The organism is Caulobacter sp. NIBR1757, assembly GCF_027912495.1.
GTDB lineage: Bacteria > Pseudomonadota > Alphaproteobacteria > Caulobacterales > Caulobacteraceae > Caulobacter.
Map to the genome: position 1 here is coordinate 1157399 of NZ_CP115463.1, position 25473 is coordinate 1182871.

At 69.0% G+C, this 25473-nt stretch carries 25 protein-coding genes; 12 read left to right on the plus strand and 13 right to left on the minus strand.

What is annotated here, in order from left to right; all coding sequences use genetic code 11:
* The first annotated feature begins 49 nt into the window (after nucleotides 1-49).
* Entirely contained in the window at nucleotides 50-568 is a 519-nt protein-coding gene (locus O5I81_RS05555; protein ID WP_271067958.1) for a GNAT family N-acetyltransferase, read from the plus strand.
* A gap of 36 nt (nucleotides 569-604) precedes the next feature.
* Here O5I81_RS05555 and O5I81_RS05560 read toward each other — a convergent pair whose 3' ends face one another.
* Entirely contained in the window at nucleotides 605-1582 is a 978-nt protein-coding gene (locus O5I81_RS05560; protein ID WP_271067959.1) for an alpha/beta hydrolase, read from the minus strand.
* A gap of 147 nt (nucleotides 1583-1729) precedes the next feature.
* On the opposite strand from O5I81_RS05560, the gene O5I81_RS05565 reads away from it, so the two are divergent.
* Nucleotides 1730-2191, plus strand: coding sequence for a MarR family transcriptional regulator (locus O5I81_RS05565; RefSeq protein ID WP_271067960.1), 462 nt, complete (start codon nucleotides 1730-1732; stop codon nucleotides 2189-2191).
* On the opposite strand, the gene O5I81_RS05570 is transcribed toward O5I81_RS05565, so the two are convergent.
* The 5 genes from O5I81_RS05570 to O5I81_RS05590 all read right to left on the minus strand — a co-directional run bounded on the left by O5I81_RS05570 (nucleotide 2188) and on the right by O5I81_RS05590 (nucleotide 8694).
* The gene (locus tag O5I81_RS05570; protein WP_271067961.1) at nucleotides 2188-2853 is read right to left on the minus strand and encodes a glutathione S-transferase; all 666 of its coding nucleotides are present in this window, start codon (nucleotides 2851-2853) and stop codon (nucleotides 2188-2190) included. The genes O5I81_RS05565 and O5I81_RS05570 overlap by 4 nt on opposite strands.
* 64 nt (nucleotides 2854-2917) lie before the next feature.
* Nucleotides 2918-4642 (minus strand): methyl-accepting chemotaxis protein, encoded by a 1725-nt coding sequence (locus O5I81_RS05575; RefSeq protein WP_271067962.1) that lies wholly within the window; start codon nucleotides 4640-4642, stop codon nucleotides 2918-2920.
* A complete protein-coding gene (locus O5I81_RS05580) occupies nucleotides 4639-4983 on the minus strand; it encodes a hypothetical protein (protein WP_271067963.1) in 345 nt (114 codons plus the stop codon). Before O5I81_RS05580 ends, O5I81_RS05575 begins: the two co-directional genes overlap by 4 nt.
* Before the next feature lie 100 nt (nucleotides 4984-5083).
* On the minus strand, nucleotides 5084-8374 hold the full coding sequence (carB, locus tag O5I81_RS05585) for a carbamoyl-phosphate synthase large subunit (RefSeq protein WP_271067964.1): 3291 nt from the start codon (nucleotides 8372-8374) through the stop codon (nucleotides 5084-5086).
* A 2-nt stretch (nucleotides 8375-8376) separates the two neighbouring features.
* Nucleotides 8377-8694 (minus strand): ribonuclease E inhibitor RraB, encoded by a 318-nt coding sequence (locus O5I81_RS05590; protein ID WP_271067965.1) that lies wholly within the window; start codon nucleotides 8692-8694, stop codon nucleotides 8377-8379.
* Between the two features lie 162 nt (nucleotides 8695-8856).
* On the opposite strand from O5I81_RS05590, the gene O5I81_RS05595 reads away from it, so the two are divergent.
* Together O5I81_RS05595 and O5I81_RS05600 are read left to right on the plus strand one after the other, a co-directional pair.
* Entirely contained in the window at nucleotides 8857-9270 is a 414-nt protein-coding gene (locus O5I81_RS05595) for a cupin domain-containing protein (protein ID WP_271067966.1), read from the plus strand.
* A gap of 14 nt (nucleotides 9271-9284) precedes the next feature.
* A complete protein-coding gene (locus tag O5I81_RS05600) occupies nucleotides 9285-9698 on the plus strand; it encodes a hypothetical protein (protein ID WP_271067967.1) in 414 nt (137 codons plus the stop codon).
* 100 nt (nucleotides 9699-9798) lie between these two features.
* On the opposite strand, the gene O5I81_RS05605 is transcribed toward O5I81_RS05600, so the two are convergent.
* Nucleotides 9799-10626 carry a DUF2306 domain-containing protein gene (locus O5I81_RS05605; protein ID WP_271067968.1) on the minus strand — a complete coding sequence of 276 codons (828 nt, stop codon included), beginning with the start codon at nucleotides 10624-10626 and terminating at the stop codon, nucleotides 9799-9801.
* 72 nt (nucleotides 10627-10698) lie between these two features.
* Between O5I81_RS05605 and O5I81_RS05610 the strand changes: the two genes are divergently transcribed.
* Nucleotides 10699-10869, plus strand: coding sequence for a hypothetical protein (locus tag O5I81_RS05610; protein WP_271067969.1), 171 nt, complete (start codon nucleotides 10699-10701; stop codon nucleotides 10867-10869).
* A gap of 31 nt (nucleotides 10870-10900) precedes the next feature.
* Here O5I81_RS05610 and O5I81_RS05615 read toward each other — a convergent pair whose 3' ends face one another.
* Nucleotides 10901-11956 (minus strand): hypothetical protein, encoded by a 1056-nt coding sequence (locus tag O5I81_RS05615; protein WP_271067970.1) that lies wholly within the window; start codon nucleotides 11954-11956, stop codon nucleotides 10901-10903.
* A 20-nt stretch (nucleotides 11957-11976) separates the two neighbouring features.
* Nucleotides 11977-13140 (minus strand): glutamine-hydrolyzing carbamoyl-phosphate synthase small subunit, encoded by a 1164-nt coding sequence (gene carA, locus O5I81_RS05620; protein WP_271067971.1) that lies wholly within the window; start codon nucleotides 13138-13140, stop codon nucleotides 11977-11979.
* 159 nt (nucleotides 13141-13299) lie between these two features.
* On the opposite strand from carA, the gene O5I81_RS05625 reads away from it, so the two are divergent.
* From O5I81_RS05625 to O5I81_RS05635, 3 genes are all read left to right on the plus strand, one after another.
* The gene (locus tag O5I81_RS05625; RefSeq protein WP_271067972.1) at nucleotides 13300-13995 is read left to right on the plus strand and encodes an HAD family hydrolase; all 696 of its coding nucleotides are present in this window, start codon (nucleotides 13300-13302) and stop codon (nucleotides 13993-13995) included.
* Between the two features lie 33 nt (nucleotides 13996-14028).
* Nucleotides 14029-15768, plus strand: a complete 1740-nt coding sequence (locus tag O5I81_RS05630; protein WP_271067973.1) for a D-aminoacylase — start codon at nucleotides 14029-14031, stop codon at nucleotides 15766-15768.
* Nucleotides 15769-15941: 173 nt separating this feature from the next.
* The gene (locus tag O5I81_RS05635) at nucleotides 15942-16985 is read left to right on the plus strand and encodes an IS110 family transposase (RefSeq protein ID WP_271066031.1); all 1044 of its coding nucleotides are present in this window, start codon (nucleotides 15942-15944) and stop codon (nucleotides 16983-16985) included.
* A 287-nt stretch (nucleotides 16986-17272) separates the two neighbouring features.
* Here the strand turns inward: O5I81_RS05635 and O5I81_RS05640 are convergent, their stop codons facing one another.
* Nucleotides 17273-18490, minus strand: a complete 1218-nt coding sequence (locus tag O5I81_RS05640; protein WP_271067974.1) for an amino acid permease — start codon at nucleotides 18488-18490, stop codon at nucleotides 17273-17275.
* A 425-nt stretch (nucleotides 18491-18915) separates the two neighbouring features.
* Between O5I81_RS05640 and O5I81_RS05645 the strand changes: the two genes are divergently transcribed.
* Genes O5I81_RS05645 through O5I81_RS05655 form a run of 3 tightly spaced genes read left to right on the plus strand, consistent with a single transcriptional unit; the run spans nucleotide 18916 to nucleotide 20717 of the window.
* Nucleotides 18916-19299: a hypothetical protein gene (locus O5I81_RS05645; RefSeq protein ID WP_271067975.1), complete on the plus strand. Its 384-nt coding sequence runs from the start codon at nucleotides 18916-18918 to the stop codon at nucleotides 19297-19299.
* A gap of 3 nt (nucleotides 19300-19302) precedes the next feature.
* On the plus strand, nucleotides 19303-19857 hold the full coding sequence (locus O5I81_RS05650) for a hypothetical protein (RefSeq protein WP_271067976.1): 555 nt from the start codon (nucleotides 19303-19305) through the stop codon (nucleotides 19855-19857).
* The gene (locus O5I81_RS05655; RefSeq protein ID WP_271067977.1) at nucleotides 19854-20717 is read left to right on the plus strand and encodes a sigma-70 family RNA polymerase sigma factor; all 864 of its coding nucleotides are present in this window, start codon (nucleotides 19854-19856) and stop codon (nucleotides 20715-20717) included. Before O5I81_RS05650 ends, O5I81_RS05655 begins: the two co-directional genes overlap by 4 nt.
* Here O5I81_RS05655 and O5I81_RS05660 read toward each other — a convergent pair.
* From O5I81_RS05660 to O5I81_RS05670, 3 genes are all read right to left on the minus strand, one after another.
* Complete coding sequence (locus tag O5I81_RS05660) at nucleotides 20674-21816, minus strand: hypothetical protein (RefSeq protein ID WP_271067978.1); 1143 nt, start codon at nucleotides 21814-21816, stop codon at nucleotides 20674-20676. The two genes, O5I81_RS05655 and O5I81_RS05660, sit on opposite strands and share 44 nt — an antisense overlap.
* A 46-nt stretch (nucleotides 21817-21862) precedes the next feature.
* Nucleotides 21863-23020, minus strand: a complete 1158-nt coding sequence (locus O5I81_RS05665; protein ID WP_271067979.1) for a hypothetical protein — start codon at nucleotides 23018-23020, stop codon at nucleotides 21863-21865.
* Between the two features lie 71 nt (nucleotides 23021-23091).
* Entirely contained in the window at nucleotides 23092-24219 is a 1128-nt protein-coding gene (locus O5I81_RS05670; RefSeq protein ID WP_271067980.1) for a hypothetical protein, read from the minus strand.
* 166 nt (nucleotides 24220-24385) lie between these two features.
* On the opposite strand from O5I81_RS05670, the gene O5I81_RS05675 reads away from it, so the two are divergent.
* A complete protein-coding gene (locus tag O5I81_RS05675; protein ID WP_271067981.1) occupies nucleotides 24386-25423 on the plus strand; it encodes a bifunctional nicotinamide-nucleotide adenylyltransferase/Nudix hydroxylase in 1038 nt (345 codons plus the stop codon).
* Nucleotides 25424-25473: the final 50 nt, after the last annotated feature.

The window sequence follows — 25473 nt, forward strand, 5'->3', positions numbered from 1 at the left end:
AACCCCTTAACGCGCGGATGCCTGCGACAGGGGGTCGCAGGGGGAATTCATGTCGCCTGTTATCCGCGCCTGCGTTCCAGGCGATGAAAAGCGCCTGTCGATGGTGGCCAGGGCCACCTTCCTCGAGACCTATGCCGGCATTGTCGCCGGCGGCGACATGCTGCTGTTCGGCGAGGGCACGCATGATCCGGACAGCTACGCCGGGCTGCTGGCCGATCCGGGCGTCGATCTGTTCCTGGCGACGATGGAGCCAGGCGCGGCGCCGATCGGCTATGCGATGGTCTGCAAGCCCGACCTGCCGGTGGCCATCGGCGAGGGGGACCTGGAGCTGAAGCGCATCTACAGCCTGCACCGGTTCCATGGCACGGGGCTCGGGCTTGGGTTGATGAAGGCGGCGAAGGCGGCGGCGAGGGCGCGCGGGGCGAAGCGGCTGCTGCTCGGGGCCTATGGTGAGAACCACAGGGCCATCGCCTTCTACGGCAAGCATGGGTTTGAGCAGGTCGGGACGCGGGTCTTCCACGTCGGCGAGAACTTCTATGACGACGTGGTGCTGGCGGCGGAGCTTTAGGGCTCCACCGCCAGCCTCCGGGCGCCGGACCGGTCCCTAGGCCTTGAAGAAGGCCAGCAGGTCCTTGTTGATCAACTCGGCCTCGGTTGTGGCCATGCCGTGGGCCAGGCCCTTGTAGACCTTCAGTTCGCCCTTCCTCAGCAGCTTGACCGCAAGCAGCGCCGAGTCGGCGATTGGCACGATCTGGTCGTCGTCGCCGTGCATGACCAGCACCGGCACGTCGATGGCCTTGAGGTCCTCGGTGAAGTCGGTCTCCGAGAAGGCCTTGATGCAGTCGTAGTGGGCCTTGGCCCCACCCATCATGCCCTGGCGCCACCAGTTGTCGACCAGGCCCTGCGAGACCTTCGCGCCCGGGCGGTTGAAGCCGTAGAAGGGGCCAGACGGGATCTCACGGAAGAACTGGGCCCGGTTGGCGATCAGGGCGGTCCGGAAGCCGTCGAACACCTCGATCGGCAGGCCGCCGGGATTGGCGGCGGTCTTCAGCATGATCGGCGGCACCGCCCCGATCAGCACCGCCTTGGCGACCCGGCCATTGCCGCCGTGGCGGGCGACATAGCGGGCCACCTCGCCGCCGCCGGTCGAGTGGCCGACGTGGATGGCGTCCTTCAGGTCAAGGTGGGCGGCCAGGGCGGCGACGTCGGTGGCGTAGGTGTCCATCTCGTTGCCGCTGTCGGTCTGGCTGGAGCGGCCGTGGCCGCGGCGGTCATGGGCGATGACCCGGTAGCCCTGGGACAGGAAGAACAGCATCTGGCTGTCCCACTCGTCGCCGGTCAGCGGCCAGCCGTGGTGGAAGACGATCGGCTGACCCGTGCCCCAGTCCTTGTAGAACAGCTGGGCGCCGTCCTTGAGGGTGATGAAGCCGCCGCCGGCGCCGCCCGAGGATTTGGGCGACGGCTGGGGCGAGGCTTTCGGCGCGGCGGCAGAGGCCGCGACGGGCAGGGCGGCCACGGCGGCAAGGCCCAGGCCCGCGGTCATCAGGCCCCGGCGGGACGCTTGGGTGTTCGACGTCGTCATCTCGATCTCCTTATTGAGGTGGCGATAATCATTATCGCGACAACGAAATCCCTAGGGCGCCATCGCGCGGCTGTCCATCATAATATTTATCGCGATATTCTTTTTTGTGATATGAAGCTGTGTCGGTTGCCGACAGAAGGAATTCCCATGCCCATCCCGTTGGACAACCAGATCTGCTTCACGCTCTACAGCGCCAGCATGACGATCACCCGCACCTACAAGCCGATGCTGGACGCCATGGGCATCACCTATCCGCAGTATCTGATGCTCTGCGTGCTGGGCGAGGAGGACGGCATGACCATCGGCGCCATCGCCGGTCGATTGGCGCTGGAATCAAGCACCGTCACCCCGCCGGTGAAGCGGCTGGAGCAGGCCGGCCTGGTCGAGCGCCAGCGCAGCAAGTTCGACGAACGCCAGGTCCAGGTTCGGCTGACCGACGCTGGCCGGGCCATGCTGGCGCGCTCAAGTTGCCTGGGCGACACCCTGACGGCCCGCTCAGGCATGACGCCGGACGAACTGCAGGCCTTGAACCAGCAGGTCCAGGCCCTGCGTGACGCCCTGGCTTCGCGTGACGGCGGGGCTTTGCCTGATGCCGGGGCTGCGGCCTAGTCCGCGAAGGCGTACGGCCCGCCCTTTTCCAGGGCCACCCGATAGGCCGGCCGGGCGTGGATGGTTTCCAGGAATTTGGCGATGCGCGGGCGGCCGTTCCTGACGTCGCCGCGCTGGGCGCCGGCTTCGAGGGGGAAGCTCATCATGATGTCGGCGGCGCTGAACTCCTGGCCGGCGAACCAAGGGACTTGGCCCAGCACGCTTTCCCAGTAGTCGAAATGGGTCTGCAGCTGGGGATCGACGAAGCTCTTCAGCGCCTGTCCCGCGATGCCCCGAACCAGCGGCTTCATCAGTCCCGGGGCGCGGTCCGGCAGGGCGCCGAAGATCAGCTTGAGCAGCAGCGGCGACATGGCCGAGCCCTCGGCGTAGTGCAGCCAGTAGGTCCAGGCCAGGCGTTCGGGCGTGCCGGCCGCCGGGCGCAGCTTGCCGCCGGCCTTTTCACACAGGTACTCGATGATGGCCCCGGTCTCGGCGATCACATAGCCGCCATCAACGACCACCGGCGACTTGCCGAGGGGATGCACGGCCTTCAGCGAGGGCGGGGCCAGCATGGTTTTGGGATCGCGCTGGTGGTGGACGATCTCGTAGGGCAGGCCGAGCTCCTCCAGCAGCCACAGCACGCGCTGGGAGCGGGAGTTGTTGAGGTGATGGACGATCAGCATGGCGGCATTCCCTATGTGCTCGCCAAGCTAGGGCGCGGACCGGGCGAGTCCAGCCCGGTCGGGGCTAGAACTCCTCCCAACCCTCGGAAGCGGCCGCTGGCCGGCCGCCGCCGGCGAAGGCCTGGATGCGGGCTCTCGCCTGCTTCAGGGCGGGATTGGGCGGCGACGGACGGCTGCCGGTGGTGACGGGTGCGGGGCGGGCGGCGGGGCGCGCCTCGCCTGTCGCAACGCCAAGGTTGAAGTGGCCGACGGCGGTGGTCATGGCGCCCGACTCCTCGCGCAGCGCGTGGCTGGCGGCCGTGCTTTCCTCGACCATGGCGGCGTTCTGCTGGGTCAACTGGTCCATCTGGCTGATGGCGATATTGACCTCCTGGAGGCCGGTGGCCTGTTCCTGGCTGGAGGCCGAGATCTCGTTCACCAGAGCGGCGATGCGGCCAACCTCGCCGGCGATGCCGTGCAGCGCCTGACCGGTGAGCGCCACCAGGCGCACGCCCTCGCCGACGTGCCCGGTGGAGGCGCTGATCAGGGTCTTGATCTCCTTGGCGGCGTCGGCCGAGCGCTGGGCCAGGGCCCGCACTTCCTGGGCGACGACCGCGAAGCCACGGCCGGCGTCGCCCGCCCTGGCGGCCTCCACACCGGCGTTGAGCGCCAGAAGGTTGGTCTGGAAGGCGATCTCGTCGATCACCCCGATGATCTGTCCGATCTGGCTGGAGGACTCGGAGATGGCGGCCATGGCGGTGGTCGCCTGATGCACGACATCGGCCGAGGCGTTGGCCGAGTTGGTGGCGGTTTCGACCAGGCCGGCCGCCTCGCGGGAGCCTTCAGCGCTGCGGCGCACCGATGTGGTCAGCTGCTCCATGGCGGCGGCGGTCTCCTCGAGACCAGCGGCCTGGGTTTCGGTGCGGCGCGACAGGTCGTCGGAGGCCGTGGCGATCTGATCGGCGCTGGCGTTCAGCGACTGGGCGGCCCGCTGCACGGTGGTCAGGGTTTCGCCGAGCGCCTCGACGGCGCCGTTGAAGTGGCCGCGCAGCTGCTCGTATTCCGGCGGGAAGGCCGTCCGCAGGCGTACCGACAGGTCGCGGGCGGCCAGCCGCTCGAGGCCGTCGGCGAGGGCGTTGACCACCGACTGCTGCGTGGCTTGCGCCGCCGCGCGTTCGGCATTGCCGCGACGTTCCAGCTCCGCCGTCTCGGATTGCGCCTCAGCGGCCTTCTGGCTTGCGGTCGCGGCGGCCCCAAGCGCCTCGCGGGCCTCGTTGGCGCGCAGTTCGAGACCGCCAAACAGGGCTTCAAGGTTGCGCGTGGTGGCCAGCAGTACGCCGGCCTCGGCCAGCAGGATGACGGCGTGGACGATGACGCGACCAAGGCTGCCAGCGCCCGGGAAGACGGCGGCCGGAAGGGCGAAGTTGAGCAGCAGGTGGTGCAGGGCGACCGTCACCGTGCCGACCGCGATGGTTCGCCAGTCGCAGAAGCCGGCCAGCACCGCCAGGGCGGCGAAGTAGGCCATGTGCATGTCGGCCTGCCACGCGTGACCCTGCAACGCCGCGACCAGCAGCGAAACCTGGGCCATCAGAAGGATGCCGAGGGTGGCCCGGACCGGCGCGGCCTCGGGCAGGCCCCGCCAGGCGCCGGTCGCGGCGGCGGCGGCGGCGAAGCTTGCGACGCCGAGCATGATCCAGTCCCCGCCCAGCAGCAGCCGGGAGACGATGATGACCGGCAGCAGCAGCCACATCAGGCCGACGACGACGGCGGCAGTCTGGCGGCGTTGGCCGTGGATGTCGAGGAAGCTCATGCGGGGTCTTTTTCGGCAGGGGTGAGGCAGAACGACGCCAGGCGGGAATCGATGAGGAAAAGGGCGCCGGACTCGCGCAGCCGCCCGCCCAGGCCGGGGCGGTCGGAGCGGACGACAAGGATTGTGGCGGAGCCGCCGACGGCCTGCAGGTCGCCGGCCGTGGCGGCCGAGGCGGCGGCCCGGGCCGGGCTCCACCATGGGGGATAGACGGCGGCCATCGCATCGGGACGGCCGGGGGCGGCGGCGAGGGCGCCGACGCTTACAGTGCTCAGCGCCAGCACGGCCACCGGCAGGGCCCAGGCGGCGCGGGCGTCAAGGGGCCTGGGCGAAGGAGCGGTCATGCTCCAACGCATCACCGGCCATGGTTACCAAATCGGCAAGACCGCACAAAATGGGCCCCAAAGACCCTGAATAGTTGAGAAGAGCGCGCTTGCTACGGGTTTACGCGTAGCTCTGCAGCGGTCGGACATCCAGCGCCTCGGTCGGGGCTGTGGCGATGGCTTGCGCCGCCGCCGCCGCGCCGGCCGCGGTGGTGTAGTAGGGGATTTTCATCATCAGGGCGGTGCGGCGGATCTCGAAGCTGTCGGCCAGGGACTGCTTGCCCTCCGTGGTGTTGATGACCAGCTGGACCTCGCCGTTCTTCATGGCGTCGACGATATGGGGCCGGCCCTCCAGCACCTTGCGGACGAATTCGACCTCCACGCCCTGCTCCTTCAGCCAGGCGCAGGTTCCGGCCGTGGCCAGCACGCGGAAGCCCGAGGCGAGCAGGGTCTTCACCGGTTCCAGGACCATGTCCTTGTCGGCGTCGCGCACCGAGACGAAGGCGCAGCCGGAGCGGGGCAGTTCAACGCCGCCGCCCAGCTGGCTTTTGGCGAAGGCGCGGGCGAAGGCGGGGGCCAGGTCGGCCTCGCCGTCGCGCTTCCAGTCGAGGCCCATGACCTCGCCGGTCGAGCGCATCTCGGGGCCGAGGATGGTGTCGACGCCGGGGAAGCGGGCGAAGGGGAAGACCGCTTCCTTGACGGCGATGTGGTCGGGCTCGCCCTGCACCAGGCCAAAGCTGGCCAGCGGCACGCCGGCCATCAGCTTGGCGGCGATGGCGGCGACCGGGAAGCCGACCGCCTTGGCGACGAAGGGCACCGTGCGGCTGGCGCGAGGGTTCACTTCGAGCACGTAGATGCGGGGATTGGGGCCCAGCGGTTCCTCGATGGCGAACTGCACGTTCATCAGGCCGCGCACGTTGAGGGCCAGGGCCATTTCGGTGGTCTGGCGCTTGAGTTCCGCGATGGTCTCGGGGCGCAGGGAGAAGGGCGGCAGGGAACAGGCGCTGTCGCCCGAGTGCACGCCGGCTTCCTCGATATGCTCCATGACGCCGGCGACGAAGACCTCCTTGCCGTCGCAGAGGGCGTCGACGTCCACCTCGGTGGCGCGGCTCAGATACTGGTCGATCAGCACCGGCGCGTCGCCGCTGACCTGCACGGCGGTGGCGATGTAGCGCTCCAGCTGGGCGTGGTCGTGGACGATCTCCATGCCGCGTCCGCCCAGCACGTAGGACGGTCTGATGACCACCGGGAAGCCGACCTCGTCGGCGGCGGCGATGGCCTGCTCGGCGCTGCGGGCCAGCGAATTGCGCGGCTGGGCGATGTTCAGGCGGTGCAGCAGCTGCTGGAAGCGCTCGCGGTCCTCGGCCAGGTCGATGGCGTCGGAGCTGGTGCCGAGGATCGGCACGCCGGCCTGTTCCAGCGGGTGGGCCAGCTTGAGCGGCGTCTGGCCGCCGAACTGGACGATGACGCCGAGCAGGGTGCCCTTGCTTTGTTCGACGGCGATCAGCTCCAGCACATCCTCGGCCGTCAGCGGCTCGAAGTAGAGGCGGTCGGAGGTGTCGTAGTCGGTCGAGACGGTCTCGGGGTTGCAGTTGACCATGATCGACTCGACGCCGATCTCGGCCAGCGCAAAGGCGGCGTGGCAGCAGCAGTAATCGAACTCGATCCCCTGGCCGATGCGGTTGGGACCGCCGCCAAGGATGATGGCCTTCTTCGCCGACGAGGGATCGGATTCGCAGTCGGGCGCCTGGCCCAGGGCGCCGGTCTCGTAGGTCGAGTACATGTAGGGGGTGGTGGCGGCGAACTCGCCGGCGCAGGTGTCGATACGCTTGAACACCGGGCGGACGTTCAGCGCATGGCGGCGGGCGCGGACCTCCATCTCGGTCATGTCGGTCAGCTTGGCCAGGCGGGCGTCGGAGAAGCCCTTGGCCTTGAGGCGGCGCAGGCCTTGCGCGGCGGGCAGGCCGGCGGCGCGGACGAGGCCCTCTTCGCGCACCAGGTCCTGGATCTGGCGCAGGAACCAGGGCTCGTAGCTGCAGGCCTGTCTTACGTCTTCAACTGTCAGGCCGTGGCGGAAGGCCTGGGCGATGACCAGCAGGCGCTCGGGCGTCGGATTGCCGAGCGCCCGCAGGACGGCGGCGTGGGCATTATCCGGATCATCGGTCCCCGGGATGTTGATTTCGTCCAGGCCGGTCAGGCCGGTCTCCAGACCGCGCAGGGCCTTCTGCAGGCTCTCGGCGAAGGTGCGGCCGATGGCCATAACCTCGCCCACCGACTTCATGCTGGTGGTCAGGTAGGGCTCGCTGCCCGGGTATTTCTCGAAGGCGAAGCGCGGAATCTTGGTGACGACGTAGTCGATGCTGGGTTCGAAGCTGGCCGGCATGGCGCCGCCGGTGATGTCGTTGTCCAGCTCGTCGAGGGTGTATCCGACCGCCAGCTTCGCCGCGATCTTGGCGATCGGGAAGCCGGTGGCCTTGGAGGCCAGGGCCGAGGAGCGCGACACCCGCGGGTTCATCTCGATGACCACCATCCGGCCGTCGGCGGGATTGACCGCGAACTGCACGTTGGAGCCGCCGGTCTCGACGCCGATCTCGCGCAGCACGGCGATCGAGGCCGCCCGCATGCGCTGGTATTCCTTGTCCGTCAGGGTCAGGGCGGGGGCGACGGTGATCGAGTCGCCGGTGTGGACGCCCATCGGGTCGATGTTCTCGATGGAGCAGACGATGATGCAGTTGTCCGCTTTGTCGCGGACGACCTCCATCTCATACTCCTTCCAGCCCAGCACGCTCTCCTCGATGAGGACCTCGGTGGTGGGGGACAGGTCGAGGCCACGCTCGACGATCTCGCGGAATTCCTCGACGTTGTATGCGATGCCGCCGCCGGTGCCGGCCAGGGTGAAGCTCGGCCGGATGATGGCGGGCAGGCCGACGAAGTCGAGGCCGGCCAGGGCCTCGTCCATATTGTGGGCGGCGTGGGATTTCGGCGATTCCAGGCCCAGATGGTCCATGGCGTTGCGGAATTTCTGGCGGTCCTCGGCCTTGTCGATGACCTCGGCGTTGGCGCCGATCATCTCGACATTGAACTTGGCCAGCACACCCATCGCTTCCAGCGACAGGGCGGTGTTCAGCGCCGTCTGGCCGCCCATGGTCGGCAGCAGGGCGTCGGGGCGTTCCTTCTCGATGATCTTGGCGACCATCTCGGGCGTGATCGGCTCGATGTAGGTGGCGTCGGCCACCTCCGGATCGGTCATGATGGTGGCAGGATTGGAGTTGACCAGGATGATCCGGTAGCCCTCGGCCCGCAGCGCCTTGCAGGCCTGGACGCCCGAATAGTCGAACTCGCAGGCCTGGCCGATGACGATGGGGCCGGCGCCGATGATCAGGATGGACTTGATGTCAGTACGTTTGGGCATCTCTAGTTCACCACCACTGCACATTCCCAGCCGTCGTACCGGCAACCAAAATCTTCGGCCCAGGCTTCCATCCGGGCGGAGGTCGGCCCGAAACTGGCCGTATCGACCGCCATGGTCGTCTCCAGGATCACCCCGTCGAGCGAGACGGTCGGGCCGGCCTTGAAGCCGGCGGCCTTGGCGGCGCGGCCCAGGCCCCGATGATCGCCGCCGTAGAAATAGAACAGCGTGTGACGCTCGGCCGTGCCCTTGTCGCCGTGACTGAGCAGACTGACGCGGACGGCCGCGTCCTTGGCTGCTTGTTCGGGAGAGGGCTGGGGCATCGGTGGTCTACTCGCGCGTCAGAGGGCGGTCGCGCCCACGCGCGCCCGGCCCCCTCGGTTCTTCATTCAGGCTAAGGCGCCCGTTTAGAGGGGGGAGGGGGGGTGCGCAAGCGTTGATCCGCCCCCTGTGTTCGCTCACAAAGGCCGCAGGGAGACAACACCATGAAATCCGCCGCGTTCGCCGCCATCCTGACCCTCTGCATGGCCCTGCCGGCGGTCGCCCAGGCCCCCGAGGCGCATGTACTGGGGACCTACGAGACCACCAACACCGGCCAACCGATTCTCGCCCCTGAAGGTCCGCTGAGTCTGACGGTCAGCCGCGTGACCATTCCGGCCGGCGCCAGCCTGCCGGTGCACAGGCATCCGTTCCAGCGTTACGCCTATGTCGAGTCCGGTTCGATCACCGTGCGCAACCTCGACACCGGCACGTCGGTTGAATTCAAGCCCGGCGCCACCATCGTCGAGGCGCGCGGGCAGTGGCATACGGGCACGGCGATGGGGACAGAGCCGGTGGTGCTGCTGGTCATCGACCAGACGCCGCCGGGGAAGGCGAACACGGAACGCAAGGCGCCGTGAGCGGGGCAACTGAGATGCCGAACCTGATCGCCCTCGTGGCGTCGTTCCTCGCGACCATCCTGCTCGGCGCTGTGGTGATCCGTCATCCGGGCTCTAACCGGCTGCTGCAGGCCTCGCTGGTCGTCCTCTGCAGCCTGACCCTCCTGCTGGCCCTTCGCTTTGGCGGCCGGATCTACCCTGGCCTTTACGTGCCCGAGTCGGCGCTGCTCAATGCCATATTCAACGGCAACGGCCTGTTCAACGGGATCGGCTATGGACTGGTTCTGCTGGGGGCTGGCCTTTGGTTGGGGAGCCTGCTGGTCAGGATGCGACCGGAACTTGCCCTGTCTCTGAAGCGTGGCGGCTGGGTGTTGCTGGGGCTCGCAGGCGCGATTTCGCTGTACGGATTCTCATGGGCGACGATCTTGGGCCGCCTGCCCTACGGGTAGACATGCTGGCGCCGCGCGCCTGCCATCGACCATTAGATCGCCATGCCTCGCCGCCCCCTGCCCGCGTTTTTCCGAGGCACCATAGGTTGATCGACCGGCTCTAGAGCGTTCCGCCGTTCACGATCTGGATCGACACGAACGAGAACACCGCCGTCCCGATCGCCATCAGCACAGTGAACACCCCCAGCACCCAGGCCGCCGTCAGCTTGACGCCGCCGCTCCTGCTGTCGCGGGCCCGCAGGTAGAGCTCCAGCACGGCCAGCGGCAGCAGGTAGCAGCCGAAGGTCCAGATCAGGAAGGCCGTGCCGTTGACGCCCTTCAGGCCGAGGCCGCGGCTGAACATCATCCAGACCACGAAGCCGACCCGGGTGAACCACTGGGCGTTGGAGACCAGGTAGAGCCGCAGGGCCCAGGGGCGGTGGGCGACGAAGTCCCGGGCTCGCGCCGTGCGCCAGGCAAGGCCCGCGAAGGCTAGTATGAGCACGGCGTTGCCGGTGATCGCCCAGCTTGAGAGCTCCTGCGGCTCCGGCTTGCGCAGCCAGATCAGGCTCAGGCCCGTCAGGCTGAGCGACACGGCCGTGATCAGGAACACCCGGCCGTTCCAGCGGTGGAACTTTGGCCAGCGGGCCCGGACCTGCGGCATGACCTGCAGCGCCCCGCCGAAGGCGATGACCCCGGCCAGCAGGGCATGGGCCCCGAAGGTCAGGTTGCCGATCAGATCGCCCGCCTTGTAGGCGTTGTGCAGCATGCGGTTGCGGGACCAGGCCTCGAAGTCGCCGGTCAGGGTCGAGGGGCCGTAGAAGCCGGCGATGTAGGCCAGGAAAAGCCACTGGCCGATCAGGGCGACGGCCAGCCAGACGCCGGCGGTGCGGACCAGGATCTGGTCGGGGGTCAGGCGTTTACGCGGAACAGATGGGGCAGTGGTCAAGGCGGTGGTCCTATACTCGGCCTCAGGCTATCGATCGGGCCGGACTTGGACATGACGCCAGGCATCAAAAGCATGACCGCAGAGTTCACCGTCGGGGCCGGCTTCGCGCGAGGCCTCCTCGACTTCCCGGTCCGCAAGGGGGCGCTGCGCGAGGCGCTGCTGACCGCCGCCGGCCCGCGCCACCAGCGGACGCTGGAGTACCTGGGCGAGGCCGGCGCCTCGAAGTCGGTCGGAGGGAGCTGAGTCACCCGTCGCGGCGACCGGCAAGAGCCCGTCAGGGCTGCGGTGACGGACTAACCGGAGCGGGCGACGGCTCGGAGTCCGCCGTCGAGAAAGCCAGCGGGACCCGAACAGTGGCGCCGATGAAGTCCTCGCCCTCGGCGAAGGCCGCAACACGCATCGATCGGGCCAGCCGCTTGGCTGCATCGCCGAAGCCGTAGTCAGGCGGTGTCTCGGCGATGGCGGCGCAACGGCGCAGCCAGCCGAAGTGACCGACCCGGCAGGTCATCACCACCCGCCCGCTGATGTTGTACCGGATGGCGCGGTCGGGATAGACACGGTTGACGTTCTCGCCGGAAGGCTTGCGAACCCACTGGTATTTGGCCTTGGCGTCGCGGACAGGCAGGGTGTCGCTCGACCATCCTTTTGCGAGCACGCCGCCCGCGCCATCGATGATGGTCAGGCCGGTCAGGGTGGCGGCGACGGTTTCAACGGCGTTGAACCGGCCACCGGGCAGATCCGGCTCAAGCCGGAAAGCGACTAACAGGAATAGCCCCGTCAGCCGAGCCTTGCCCCGTTGCTGTATGGACAGCGGCACGCGGCGGGTCAGGGCGATGTCGTCGGGATTGCGGATCGTGACGGCGAATTCGGCGTTCGGGGTATCGCAGACTTCGGCGCTGTAGCGGCCGAGCGCGGCGCGGCATTCGTTCAGTTCCGCGCGCGTCCACGATCTGGGGCGCGCCACCGCCTTTCCAGGCGTGACGCTGTAGGATTCACGACCCTCGGCACGAATAACTCCGGTCGGGTCCTTGAGCACGATCTGTGGCAGATCGACCGCCGCATAGGGGCTGTCGACGGTCGACAGGCTGATCGCGCCATCGGCGCCATCCTCCGTCCAGTCGATGGGAATCCGCAGCAAGTAGTCGGCGCAGGGCGCTTGGCCGTCGGCTCTCAGGGCCTGGAACCGTATGTCCGACACCACCGTGGGAATGTCATACAGCCCGATCGTCCGCACCGGCTCGCAGGACGGAGCCGAATGCGCCGGAGCGCCGGTGGCGGCGACGACCAATGCGGCCAGAAGCAAAGCGGGGAACAGTCGAAGAAGGGTCATCCCCGCCACTGTTGGCTTGCCTACTTCGCCTTGTCCATGAGCCCGGCGAACCGCTCGAACAGATACAGGCTGTCGGTCGGGCCGGGCGAGGCTTCCGGGTGGTGCTGGACGCTGAAGACCGGCTTGCCGGTCAGGGCCAGGCCGGCGTTGGTGCCGTCGAACAGGGAGACGTGGGTCTCGGTCACTGCTTCGGGCAGGCTGTCGCGGTCGACCGTGAAGCCGTGGTTCATCGAGACGATCTCGACCTTGCCGGTGGTCAGGTCCTTCACAGGGTGGTTGGCCCCGTGGTGGCCCTGGTCCATCTTCACCGTCTGGGCGCCCAGCGCCCGGGCCAGCATCTGGTGGCCCAGGCAGATGCCGAACACCGGCGTGCCGCTGTTCACCAGCTTCTGGATTTCCGGGACCGCATAGAGGCCGGTGGCGGCCGGGTCGCCCGGTCCGTTGGACAGCAGGACGCCGTCGGGCTTGCGGGCCAGGATGTCCTCGGCGCTGGTGTCGGCCGGCACCACGGTGGCGCGGGCGCCGATGGAGGCGAGGGAGCGCAGGATGTTGCGCTTGACCCCGTAGTCGACGACCACGACCTCGTACTTCGGCGTTTCCAGTTTGTCGTAGCCGCCGTCCCAGTCCCAGCGGGTCTCGTCCCAGGTGAAGGTCTGGCGGGTGGTGGCGTCCTTGGCGAGATCGAGGCCGACGAGGCCCGACCATTCGGCGGCCTTGGCCCGCAGCGCCGGGATGTCGAACTCGCCGGTCGGGCTGTGGGCGATGACCGCGTGCGGCATGCCCTTTTCGCGGATCAGCTTGGTCAGGCTGCGGGTGTCGACGCCGGCCAGGCCGATGACGCCGCGCCGCGCCATCCAGTCGTTCAGCGTGGCGTTGGCGCGCCAGTTGGCCGGTTCGGTCGGAACGTCGCGGAAGATGGCCCCGCGGGCGGCGGTCTCGGAGCCGCCGCTCATCTGTTCGAGGTCTTCGCTGTTGGCGCCGGTGTTGCCCATGTGGGGGAAGGTGAAGGCGACGATCTGGGCCATGTAGGAGGGATCGGTGAGGATCTCCTGGTATCCGGTCATGGCGGTGTTGAAGCAGACCTCGCCGACCGCGTCGCCGGTGGCCCCGACCCCGATCCCCTGCAGGACCGTGCCGTCGGCGAGAACCAGAACGCCGGTGACGCCGGGAAGAAGGTCGGTCATGGCGGGGAGCTCTTTCGGGTGGCTGGACAAACGGGCGCGTTGGTAGTGAGTCGAACCCCTCGGGTCAAACGCTATCGGAGGGCGGTATGCTCCAACTTCGGCCAAACTGCGAATGCTGTGATCGTCAACGGGCGCAGAGGAATCGGCTAAACCCCATCCATGCGTATCACCACGGTCGGCCTCGATGCCGATGACACCCTCTGGCACAACGAGACCCTGTTCCGGCTGACCCATGCCCGGTTCGTGGCGCTGCTCGAGCCGCATGCCGATGAGGCGACGCTGGAGAGCCGGCTGGCTGAGGCCGAGCAGCGGAACCTGCGGCTCTATGGCTACGGGGTGAAGGGCTTCACCCTGTCCATGATCGAGACGGCGATCGAGATCACCGATGGCGAGGTTCCGACCCGGGTGATCCGCGAGATCCTCGCCGCCGGCCGCGAGATGCTGACCGAGCCGGTCGAGCCGTTGCCGGGCGTCGAGATCGCCCTGGCGCAGCTGTCGGAGAAATACCGGCTGGTGCTGATCACCAAGGGCGACCTGCTGCACCAGGAGCAGAAGCTGGCGGCGTCCGGGCTCGGCGATCTGTTCGCCGCCGTCGAGATCGTCAGCGAAAAGGATCGCGGCACCTACGAGCGGGTGTTCGCCCGCCACGGCACCGGCGCGGAGCAGGCGGTGATGGCCGGCAACTCGGTGAAGAGCGACATCATCCCGGCGCTGGAGGCCGGCGCCTGGGCGGCGCTGATTCCCTATCCGCTGGTCTGGGCGCATGAGGCGGCGACGGCGCCGCATGAGCATCCGCGCTACCGCGAACTGTCCAGCCTGGCCGAGCTGCCGGGCTGGCTGGCGGAGATCGGCTAGGGCTGTAAGCTGGCCTCCCACTGGAGGCCTGACTTGAAACGCCTGATCCCCCTTGCCGCCCTGTTGCTGATGTCCTGCTCGTCGGTGTCGCCCGACCTGCCGCCGCCGCCGGCGACCAGCACGGCCTATGACATCGTCGTGCGCGGCGGGACCATCTACGACGGCTCCGGCGGCAAGCCCTACAAGGGCGATGTCGCCATCCTGCGCGGCTATATCGTCAAGGTCGGCAAGTTCCCTGGCCGTGGCGCCAGGGAGATCGACGCCAGCGGCAAGGCGGTGGCTCCCGGCTTCATCAACATGCTGTCCTGGGCCAACGAGAGCCTGATCGCCGATGGGCGGGGCCTGTCGGACCTCAAGCAGGGGGTGACGCTGGAGGTCATGGGCGAGGGCTCCTCGATGGGGCCCTGGAACGCGGCAATGATCGCCCAGGAGACCGAGCGGCAGGGCGACGTCAAATACCCGATCACCTGGACGACGCTGGGCGGCTATCTCGAGGCGATGGAGAAGAAGGGCGTCGGGCCCAACGTCGCCTCGATGATCGGGGCCGAGACGGCGCGGACCCATGTGCTGGGCGAGGGCGATGTCTATCCGACGCCGCAGCAGCTGGCGGCCATGCGCGGGCTGGTCGTGCAGGCCATGGAGGAGGGGGCGCTGGGCGTCGGCTCCTCGCTGATCTATGCGCCGGGCAGCTATGCCGAGACCGACGAGCTGGTCGCCCTGGCCTCCGAGGCCGGGCGCTGCGGCGGCATCTATGTCAGCCACATGCGCTATGAGAGCGACCGGCTGCTCGACGGCATCGACGAGCTGATCGAGATCTCGCGGCGGTCGGGTGCGCCGGGCGAGATCTGGCACCTGAAGGCGGCCGGCCGGACCAACTGGGGCAAGCTGGACGCCGCCATCGCCCGCATCGAGGCGGCGCGGGTCTCGGGCCTGCGGATCACCGCCAACATGTACACCTACACCGCCGGCTCGACCGGCTTCGACGCCGCCATGCCGCCCTGGGTGCAGGCCGGCGGGCGGGAGGCCTGGATCGCCCGGCTGAAGGACCCGGCGACGCGGGCCAGGGTGATCGCCGAGATGCGCGATCCCAAGGCGCCGTACGAGAACCTCTACCGCCACGCCGGGGCGGAGGGGACGATCATGGTCGGCTTCCGGACCGAGGCGCTGAAATCCCTGACCGGGCGCACCCTGGCCGACTATGCGAAGGAAAAGGGCGTCTCGCCCGAGGACGCCATGATCGACCTGGTCATCGCCGACGGCAGCCGGGTGCAGGTGGTCTATTTCCTGATGAGTGAGGACAATGTCAAACGCCAGACGGCTCTGCCGTGGATGAGCTTCGGCTCCGACGCGGCGGCGCTGGCGCCGGAGGGGGTATTCCTGAAATCCTCCACCCATCCCCGCGCCTACGGCAATTTCGCGCGGGTGCTGGGCAAGTACGCCCGGGACGAAAAGAGCCTGACCCTGCCCGACGCCATCCGCCGGCTGAGCGCCATGCCGGCCCACAACCTCGGCCTCAGGGATCGGGGGCGGATCGCCGAGACTTACCGCGCCGATGTGGTGGTGTTCGACCCTGACACGGTCGGCGACCACGCCACCTATGACAACCCGCGCCAGTACGCGACCGGGGTCAGCGAGGTGATCGTCAATGGCGTGCTGTCGCTGGAGAAGGGCGAACCGACCGGAAAGCTGGGTGGACAGGTCGTGCGCGGGCGGGCCTGGAGCGGGTATGCGGACGGGGGCTGTCGCAAGAGCGCCAAGGACTGGAGCTGGTAGCCTCCTTTTCTCTGTCATCCTCCGGCCGGGCGAAGCCCGGACCGGGGGACCCAATTCTCGGCGTGAACGTCGTCTGAGAGTCTATCCGGAGCCGGCTTGATGGGGTGGACGACCCCCGGCGGCATCGGTGTGCCAAGATGGGTTGTCTGAACTCATCTCAAGGAGGGCCGTCCGTGGAGCATCCTACGCGCATATTCATCGATACGTCCAAGCAGCTGTTTCAGCTGCACGGTGTGGACGCAGGCGAGAAGGTCGTCATTCGCCGGCAACTTCGGCGGCGGGAGATGATCCCGTTCTTCACCAGGCTGGCGCCGACGGTGATCGGACTGGAAGCCTGTGGAGGTTCACACCACTGGGCGCGGGAGCTGGCGGGGCTTGGCCATCAGGTGATGCTGCTGCCGGCCCAGTATGTGAAGGCCTATCTGAAGCGAGGCAAGAACGACGGTCGCGACGCCGAGGCCGGCTGCGAAGCGATGAGCCGGCCGACGATGAGGCCGGTGCCGGTCAAGACGGTTCAGGAGCAGGCGGTGCTGATGCTGCTGGCGACGCGGGACCGACTGGTGCGAAGCCGCACCCAGCTGACCAACGCCATTCGCGGCCATGCCGCCGAGTTCGGGCTGATCGCTCCGACCGGGCTGGACAAGATCGAGCCGCTGCTGGAGCGCGTCGCCGCCGACCAGGCTTTGCCCGACCTGGCCCGGGACCTGTTCGCGGGTCTTGGCCGCCAGCTCCTCGCCCTGCAGGCGCAGATCGTCGAGATCGACGCCCGGATGGCGGCGCATCATCGGGCCGATCAGACCAGCCGCCGGCTGGCCAGGATCCCCAGCGTCGGGATCGTCGGCGCGGTCATGCTCGCCGCCAAGACCCCGGACCCCAAGGCCTTCCGCTCAGCGCGCGACTTCGCCGCCTGGCTGGGCCTCACGCCCAAGGACCATTCCACTGCCGGCAAGACCCGCCTTGGCGGCATCACCCGGGCCGGCGACGAGGCGCTTCGAGCCGTCCTGGTCTGCGGGGCCATGGCGGTGATCCAGAACGCCAAAGCGGGTCGAGGACAGCCGTGGCCATGGCTCAATCGGCTATTGGCCACAAAGCCGACCAAGCAGGTCGCCGTCGCCCTCGCCAACAAGACCGCCCGCATCGCCTGGCGCCTCATGGTCAGCGGACAGGACTACGATCCGTCTCGCCGCCTCGCCGCGCCTTCCCAACAACCTGCCTAGCCGGCAGGCTCAACCCGTTCCTTGCAAGAGGCAGATGGTGTGATCGATCGATCAAATGGATGGGACACTCCGCGGGACCCAACGGCGTCACAGACCGCTGCCTTGATCGGAACCCATCCCGCGCAAACCATCTTGGCGACGGCCAATATCCAAGGCCGCCAGACCGGACATATGGGCGCAAGCGACTACGATCAGATCAATCCGCGACGACTTGCAGGGTGGGGGTCGTCCACATATGGGTCCCCCGGTCCGCTGCGCGGCCGGAGGATGACAGGTATTTTTGGAGGTCAGAGGGTCCCCACCCAGACGACAACGATCCAGGCGCTGAAGACCAGGGCGAGGACGGCGATGGCGCGGGCGGCGAGGCGTCGGGCCGGGCTGGCGATGGCGCGGGCCTCACGGATCAGGGCCAGGGCGGCCAAGCCGTAGACCAGCATGAACAGGGCCACCGACAGGCCGATGATGAAGTTGAACTGGGCGCCCATGGCCGGGGAGATGGTCACGAAGGCGGTCAGGGTCATCAGCAGGCCGGTCAGGATCAGGCCCCGGCGGGGGGTCACCTCCGGGTCGGACTCGGAGAGAAATTTCGGCAGATAGCCCGCCGCCGCGCCCGCTCGGCCGGTCTCGGCGGTGACCAGGATCCAGCCGCCAAGCGTGCCCATGGCCTTCAGCGCCGCGCAGCCGGCGATGACCGCCCCGGCGATCGGTCCGGCCAGCCGGGTGACGACATCGGCGAAGGGGGCCGAGGAGAGCTTGAGCTCGGCCGGGGTCATGACCCCCTGCACGGCGACGCAGGCCAGGATGTAGACGAGGGCGGCGAGGCCGACGCCGAGCAGGGCGGCGCGCGGCAGGTCGCGGGCGGGGTCGCGCACCTTGGCGGCGGCGGCGTTGGCGCTTTCCAAGCCAAGGAAGGCCCAGAAGACCAGCACCACGGTCGGCGGCAGGGTCTGGGTCAGGGGCCTGGCGGAGGGATTCCAGGCCGCCGTGAAGAGCTCGGGGTTGAAGTGCAGCAGGCCCAGCACCGTGGCGGCGATCACCGGGATCAGGCCCAGCGCCAGGCTGACGCCGCCGAACCCGGCGACCCCGCGCGCGCCCAGCATGTTGAGGCCCACAAGCAGCCACATGATGACCAGCAGGCCAGCCAGCGTCAGACCGCCCAGCACCGGAAACAGGCTGGCCAGATAGCCCAGCGCCGCGAGGGCGATGGCCACGTTGCCGGCCCACCCGGAAACCCAGTAGGCGGCCCAGGCCACCGGCCCGGTCGCCCTGTGCAGGGCCAGGCGGGGGTAGTCGAGCACGCCGTCGGCTTCGGGGCGCAGCCGGCCGAGGATGGCGAAGACCCCGGCGATCGCGAGGGCGCCGCCGGCCGCGATCAGCCAGGCCAGCAGGCTGGAGCTGCCGACATCGGCCAGGGAGGCGGGCAGCAGGTAAAGCCCGGACCCGATCATGTTGCCGGCGACGAGCAGGGCGGCGAGGGCGGGGCCCATTCGGCGTGCGGGGGTCATGGGGCGAGTTCCGCATGGGGTGGAACGGCGGTCAACAGGCCAGGCCGGCGAGCGGGGGCCTATCGAAGCGGCCTACCATTATAACCGATGATCGCCCGCCAAGCGTTGAGGGATCGGCTATCCCGCTGATTTCATGTGCCTTCGGCGTTGGCCGAGGGGCGGGGGATGTAGGCCGGGGCGTAGGTCGGGGCGGGGGCGGTTGTCGCCGAATGTGGGTCGGTTTGCGCCCTGGGCGACCCACATCCGACGGGTGTGAGGCGAAACGCCCAAAATGGGCGAAAATCGATATGTCTAGACATATTCATCTTGGGAGGATGTCGCACTTTAAGTCTCCCCCCGCTCGCGGGGGGAGAGTTTGGGTCTTTCGCGCCTCGCCATGTCACGGGCGGGGCGGTCGGCTCGTCTTTGTCGAAACGGAGCCGTTCATGACCCGCTGGATCGCCGCAAGTCTCGCCCTGCTGATGGCCGCCAATGGCCTGGTCATGCTCGGCCTGCCGCAGGCCTGGTACGACGCCGTGCCGGGCGTGCCGCTGACCGGGCTGTTCAACCCGCATTTCGTGCGGGACATCGGCATGGCCTATCTGACCGTGGCCGGCGGGCTGGCCTGGTTCGCCTGGCGGCCGGTGCAAGGGTGGCCGGCGCTGACGCTGAGCGCCGCCTTTCTGGCCCTGCATGCGGCGATCCATGTGGTCGACAGCGCCCGTGGGCCGGGCCCGCTGCAGACCGTCCTTCGCGACTTTCCAGGCGTCTACCTGCCGCCGCTGATCGCCGGGACCATCGCCTTCCTCAACCGTCCCAAAGGAGCCTGATCCATGCTCAAGGCCTGGTTCTCCCGTTACATTTCCCGCTTCGAGAAACAGTGGAGCTATGACGGCAGCTATATGCGCGAGCTGCTGGACGCCGGGTCCTGGCGGTTCATGCGCTTTGGCTTCGTGGCCAGCCTGGGCCATGGCGACGCCGCCCCGCGCGACGCCCTCAGCGCCGCCGGCATCCTGGCCACCCTGCGCGAGGACTGCGGGCCCTGCACCCAGATCGGCGTCGATATCGCCGAGAAGAGCGGCGTCGATCCGGCCGTGCTGCGGGCCATCCTGGCCGGGGACTGCGCCGCGATGAGCGATGCGGCCGCGCTCGGCTACCGCTTCGCCCGCGCCGTGCTCGACCAGGACGGACCGGCCGCCGACGAGGCGCGGGAGGCGATCGTCGCGATGTGGGGCCGGAAGGCGGTGGTCGACCTGTCGCTGGCCATCACCGTGGGGCGGATCTATCCGACCGTGAAGTTCGGGCTGGGACATGCGAAAACCTGCTCGCGGGTCACCGTCGCCGGGACGCCCGCACCCTTCCATCGCCCCGAAGCCCTGGCCGCATGAGCGACACCGCCGCCTTCGAAGCCCAGCGTCCGCGCCTCAAACGGCTGGCCTATCGCATGCTGGGTTCGGTCAGCGAGGCGGAGGATGTGGTGCAGGACACCTGGCTGCGCTGGGACCGGGCAGGGGATGCTGCGCTCGACGCCGGGGCCTGGCTGGCGCAGACGACGACGCGGCTGTGCCTCGACCGGCTGAAATCGGCGCGGGCCCGGCGCGAGACCTATGTCGGGCCCTGGCTACCCGAGCCGCTGATCGAGGAGGAGCCGGTCGATCCGCTGGAGCGGGCCGAAGACGTTTCGGTCGCCTTCCTGCTGGCGCTGGAACGGCTGTCGCCGCTCGAGCGGGCGGTCTTCCTGCTGCATGACGTCTTCGACCAGGACTATGGCCAGGTGGCCAAGGCCTTGGGCCGTGACGAGGCGGCCTGCCGCCAGCTGGCCTCGCGGGCGAGGGGGCATCTGAAGGAGGCCAGGCCGCGCTACAGTGTGCCGCAGGACGAGGCCCTGCGGCTGGCGGCGGCCTTCATGACCGCCTCGGCCAGCCAGGATTTCGCGGCGCTGGAACGGCTGCTGGCCAGGGACGCGGTGCTGATCAGCGACGGCGGCGGCAAGCGCAAGGCGGCTCTGCGGCCGCTGGTCGGGCGCGAGGACGTCATCGCCCTGCTCAAGGGGCTGGCCTGGCGCGGGCCGTGGGCGGGGGACATCAAGGACATGCGGCCGGCGCGGATCAACGGCCTGCCGGGGGTCATCCTGCGGGCCGAGGACGGGGTGACGACCATGGCCTTCGAGCCGGACGGCGAGGGGCGGATCGCCGCCATCTACATCATGCGCAATCCGGAGAAGCTGGGTCACCTTTCGCCAGGCTGAGGTGGGCGCAGGCCATTGCGGCGAGGGCCAGCACCGGCGCGATTCCCAGCACCGCCGACAGGCCGGCGAGATCGGCGACGGCGCCAGCCGCCAGGGGGCCGAGCGCCGCGGCCAGGAACTGGGCGACCGGACTGACCGCGCCGGCCCGGCGGCTGGGATCGGCGGCGTGCAGCAGGCCGAACAGGCTGGCGCCCAGCAGCAGGGCGGCGAAGGCCAGCAGGGCGAAGGCGGCGACGAACAGCGGCGCGGGTGGGCGGAAGGCCAGCACGGCGCAGGCGAGGAGGAGGCAGGCGACGACGAGGCCGAACAGCCGGCGCGCGCCCAGGCGATCGGCCAGCGCCAGGGCCGCCATCGCTCCCAGCATCTGGGCCACCAGGGTGGTCAGGACCACGAGGCCGCTGATCGCCTCGAGGCCCTGGGCCGAGGCCAGGTCGCGCATCTTGAACCACAGGGCCGCGTTGGCGGCGAAATAGAGGAACAGGGCGGTGAGGCCGAGCAGGCCCCGCCGGTCGGGCGAGCGTTTGCCGGCCAGGGCCAGGTCGTCCATGGCCGGGCTGAGCAGGGGGGCGACCGCCAGGCAGAGGCCCGAGAGGCTGGCCGCGAAGGCGAGGCCGCCGGTCGGTCCCAAGGATGAGGCGAAGGCGGCGGCGAACACCAGGCCCGCCGACTGGATGAGGAAGAAGGCCGCCGCCCAGGGCTCGGGCCTCGGCTGGCGGGCGATCATGCCGACGGTGATCCAGACCAGCACCCCACCGGCCAGGCCGCCGACGCCGCGCAGGGCCAGCACCTGGCCGTCGCGGGCGAGGAGGGCGCCCAGGCCCGCTGCGATACAGAGCAGGGCGGCGCCGGCGGCCCAGCGGTTCAGGCGCCGGGGTTTCAGGACGACGGCGCAGACGCCGACGCTGAGCGCCATGGCCAGCATGTCGACGAAGGCGGCCGGATGGACGAGGGCGTGGGGCAGCCGCCCGGCGTCGGCCAGCGCGGTGAGCAACAGCGGCTGCAGTCCGGTGACCATCATCGCCAGCGACCCGAGCGCCAGGGCGGCGAAGGGGCCGGCCCGCTCGCCGGCCTTGCTGACGGGGGCGTCCAGGGCGGTCATGGGCGGCAGATTAACCGCCAAATCCTTCCCAAGCCGCCAACGGCGGTCAGGGCGCCGGGACCGTCGGCGCGCCGGGGATTTCCAGGGCGTACTGGTAGCTGTCGTTGCCGCAGGGCGCCGTTGTGCCGTTCACCCAGGCGGCGGGCTTGAGCCGCTGGGCCAGGGCGGGGTTGGCGGTCAGCAGCTGGCGGGCGGGCTCGATGTCCATGAGCGGCACGAAGCGGCCATCGCCCTTGATGGCGATGGATCCGCCGAACACCGCCTCGCCCTCGGCGACGTCGAAGGCCGGCGCGCCGAGGCAGAGGTTGAGCGAGGACTGGATGTCGAGGGCAGACCGCAGCTTCTCCATCCGCCAGCGGCCGGCCGGCACGCGGAACACCAGCAGCTCCTCGGTCTTCTTTTCCCAGACGGTGCTGTTCGGCTGATGGATAGCGATCCGGCTGCCGACTTCGGTGACGGTCCCGTCGCCGAGGGTCAGGTGGATGCCGGTGAACTCGATGCCGCCGACCGAGGTCATGCGGAAGACGATGACGGTCTCGCCCGGCCCGACATTGGCGATCTCGGCGGCCGGCACGGCCTCGCTGACCTTGCCGGCCTGGACCAGCTTGTAGAGGGCGGGGCGCGGGACGCGCGGGCGGCCGGGGTCGGGCAGCTGATCGACGGCGCTGATGCTGAGCGACAGCTTGTCGAGGCCACCGGGGCGACCTTCGAACTTCGTGGCCGCGCGGGTCAGGTCGTTGCCGAAGCGGCGCAGCACCGTGCCGTGAGGCTGGGCGGCGCCGACCCAGGGGGCGAGGGCGGCCCGTTGCTGGTCGGCCGGCAGTCTGGCGATGGCGCCGCCTTCCTTTGGGTCCAGTCCGACGACGCTCCAGCCGCGCACCACCATGCAGTTCTCGATGTTGGCGGCGTCGGCGTTGGTGTTGATGCCCCTGGCGATGCCGCCGACCAGCAGCGGCGTCACCACCACATCGATCAGGATGTCACCGCTACCCATCGAATGGGGATCGGTCTGGGCGGCGCGGGAGGCCTGGACGATACAGTCCTTAACGGCGGCCTCGTGGCCGTCGATGTCGGCGCCGGCCTTGTGGAAGTAGGTATAGCCCTTGCTGGCCTGGGTGAGGTTGACCTGGGCCAGGACAGGCGTGGCCAGAACCGACGGTGTGAGGGCGGCCAGACCGGCCGCCAGCAGAAGCGCGCTGCGCATGTGAGACATCCCCCGAAACCTGAAGACGAACGATAGGGCGCGCCGCGCGCGCCCCGCAACTGTAGACGCCGTCAGGGCGCCGTAGCGGTCGCCAGCGCCCGGCTGCCGCCGGTGTAGCCGTCCTCGAACGGGGCGCCGGGGATTTCGAAGGCGTAGGCATAGGCGCCCGAGCACCGCTCCCAGCTGCCGTTGACCCAGGTTGCCGGCTTGAGACGGGCCAGCAGGCCGGGCGCGTCCTTCAGGGCGGTCGTCATCGGCGCGAGGTCGAGGTTGGGGACGAGCTGGCCCTGGTAGCCGGCGGAGAAGGTTCCGGCGAACACCGCCTCGCCCGACTTCACCTCGAATGCGGGTGCGCCGTAGCAGAAACTGGTGAAGCCGTAGGCGCTGCTGAGGCCGGCGAAGCGCCATTTGCCGGGCGGGACGCGGAAGACGTAGGTCTTGTCGCGGTTGCTCATCAACGGCGGGGTGGAAAAGCGGAAGGCGGCCGGCTGGCCGTCGGCCCAGGCGGGCTGGTACCCGTCCGGTCCGGCCCTGTTGAAGACCATGGTCCGGAAGCCTTTGGCCTCGGCGAGGGTGGCGCGCACGACGATGACGCTGGCGTCGGCCGGCAGGGCGGCGACCTGCCTGGCGTTGAGCGGTTGCGGCGGATAGGCCGAGTTGGGAAACTTCGGCACAGTGAAGGGGGCCGGCCTCTCGTTGAACGGCGCCTGGCTGGTGACGCTGAGCGAGGGCTTGTCAGAGCCCCAGGAGCGACCGTTCCAGATCGTCTCGGGATCGGTGAGGTCGTTGACGAAACGGCGCGCCATCCGGCCCTCGGGCGTGGGCGAGCCGACCCACTGGGCAAGGGCGTCATGGCGGGCCTCGCGCGAGCCGGCGGCCAGCGCCTGGCCTCTGGCGTCGTCGATCTGCATGACCTCCCAGCCGAAGGCGACCATGCAGTGTTCGATGTTGGCGGGGACAGCCATACTTGTGTGCATGCCGTCCAGGACGCTGACGACCAGGCCACCGCTGTCGCCGCTGTCCAGCCACAGGCCGTTGACCAGGCGCACGCAGTTCTTCACCGCCTCGTCGTGCGCCTGCATCGTCGCGCCGGTCTTGTGGAAGTAGTGGTAGCCCTTGACCGAGGTCTGGAAATTGACCTGCGCCATGGCGGGTCCGGCCAGCAGGGCCAGGACGGCGGCGATCAGCAGTTTGCGCATTCGAGACATCCCCCAGTGGATCGAAGGGTTAGGGGAGGGGCCGCGACGAGGCAACCGCCGGGACCCGGACATTTTTCGCATCGCCCCATTGTTCGTTCCTCGGGACGGGTCTAGCCTTCCTCCGTTCGGGGAGACCGGACACCCACATCAGCGCTGAGGGAGCCTCATGCCGCGCCATGATTTCATCGCCTACATCGGGCGGTTCGAACCCTTCCATCTTGGTCACCATGCCGTCCTGCGCCGGGCCCTGGCCCTGGCCGAGCGCGCCATCGTGCTGATCGGCTCGGCCGACGCGCCGCGCAGCGCCCGCAATCCCTGGACCTTCTGCGAGCGGGCGGTGATGATCCGCGCGGCCATGGGCCAAGACGCCGCCCGGCTGACCATCCGGCCGCTGATCGATCACCTCTACAACGAGACCGCCTGGGTCGGCGAAGTGCAGGCCCAGGTCGCCGCCGCCATTGCCGAGAGCGGCCATGAGGGGCCGGCGACAGTCGGCCTGATCGGGCATGAGAAGGACGCGTCGAGCTATTACCTGCGCGCTTTCCCGCAATGGGACCTGGTCGATGTCGATCAGGTGGCCATGCTGTCGGCGACCGAGCTGCGGCAGCATTTCTTCGCTGACGATGCCGGCGGGGCCAACCTGCTGGAAGCCAATGTGCCGGGGGCCGTGTTCGAGACCCTGCAGGCCTTTCGCCGCACGGCCGCCTTCAGCCAGACGGCGGACGAGTGGCGGCACGTCGTCGACTACAGGAAGATTTGGGCCGCCGCCCCCTATCCGCCGACCTTCGTCACCGCCGACGCCGTGGTCGTGCATTCGGGCCATGTGCTGCTGATCAAGCGCCGCTCGCAGCCCGGCAAGGGGCTGTGGGCGCTGCCCGGCGGGTTCGTGAACCAGGACGAGACCCTGCTGGCCGCCGCCATCCGCGAGCTGCGCGAGGAGACGCGGCTGAAACTGCCCGAGCCCGTGTTGCGCGGGGGGCTGAAGGACCAGGCGGTGTTCGACTATCCCGACCGCTCGATGCGGGGGCGGACCATCACCCACGCCTTCCATTTCGATTTCCCGACCGGGCCGTTGCCGCCCGTGCGCGGCTCGGACGATGCGGCGCGGGCCAAATGGCTGCCGGTGGCCGAGGTGATGGGCATGCGCGGTCACCTCTTTGAGGACCACTACTTCATCCTCGAACGCTTCCTCGGCGCCAGCTGAGGAAGTCCTGGTTTGTCGCGTGACGGCCGCCTTCGGCTGTCACGCTTGGC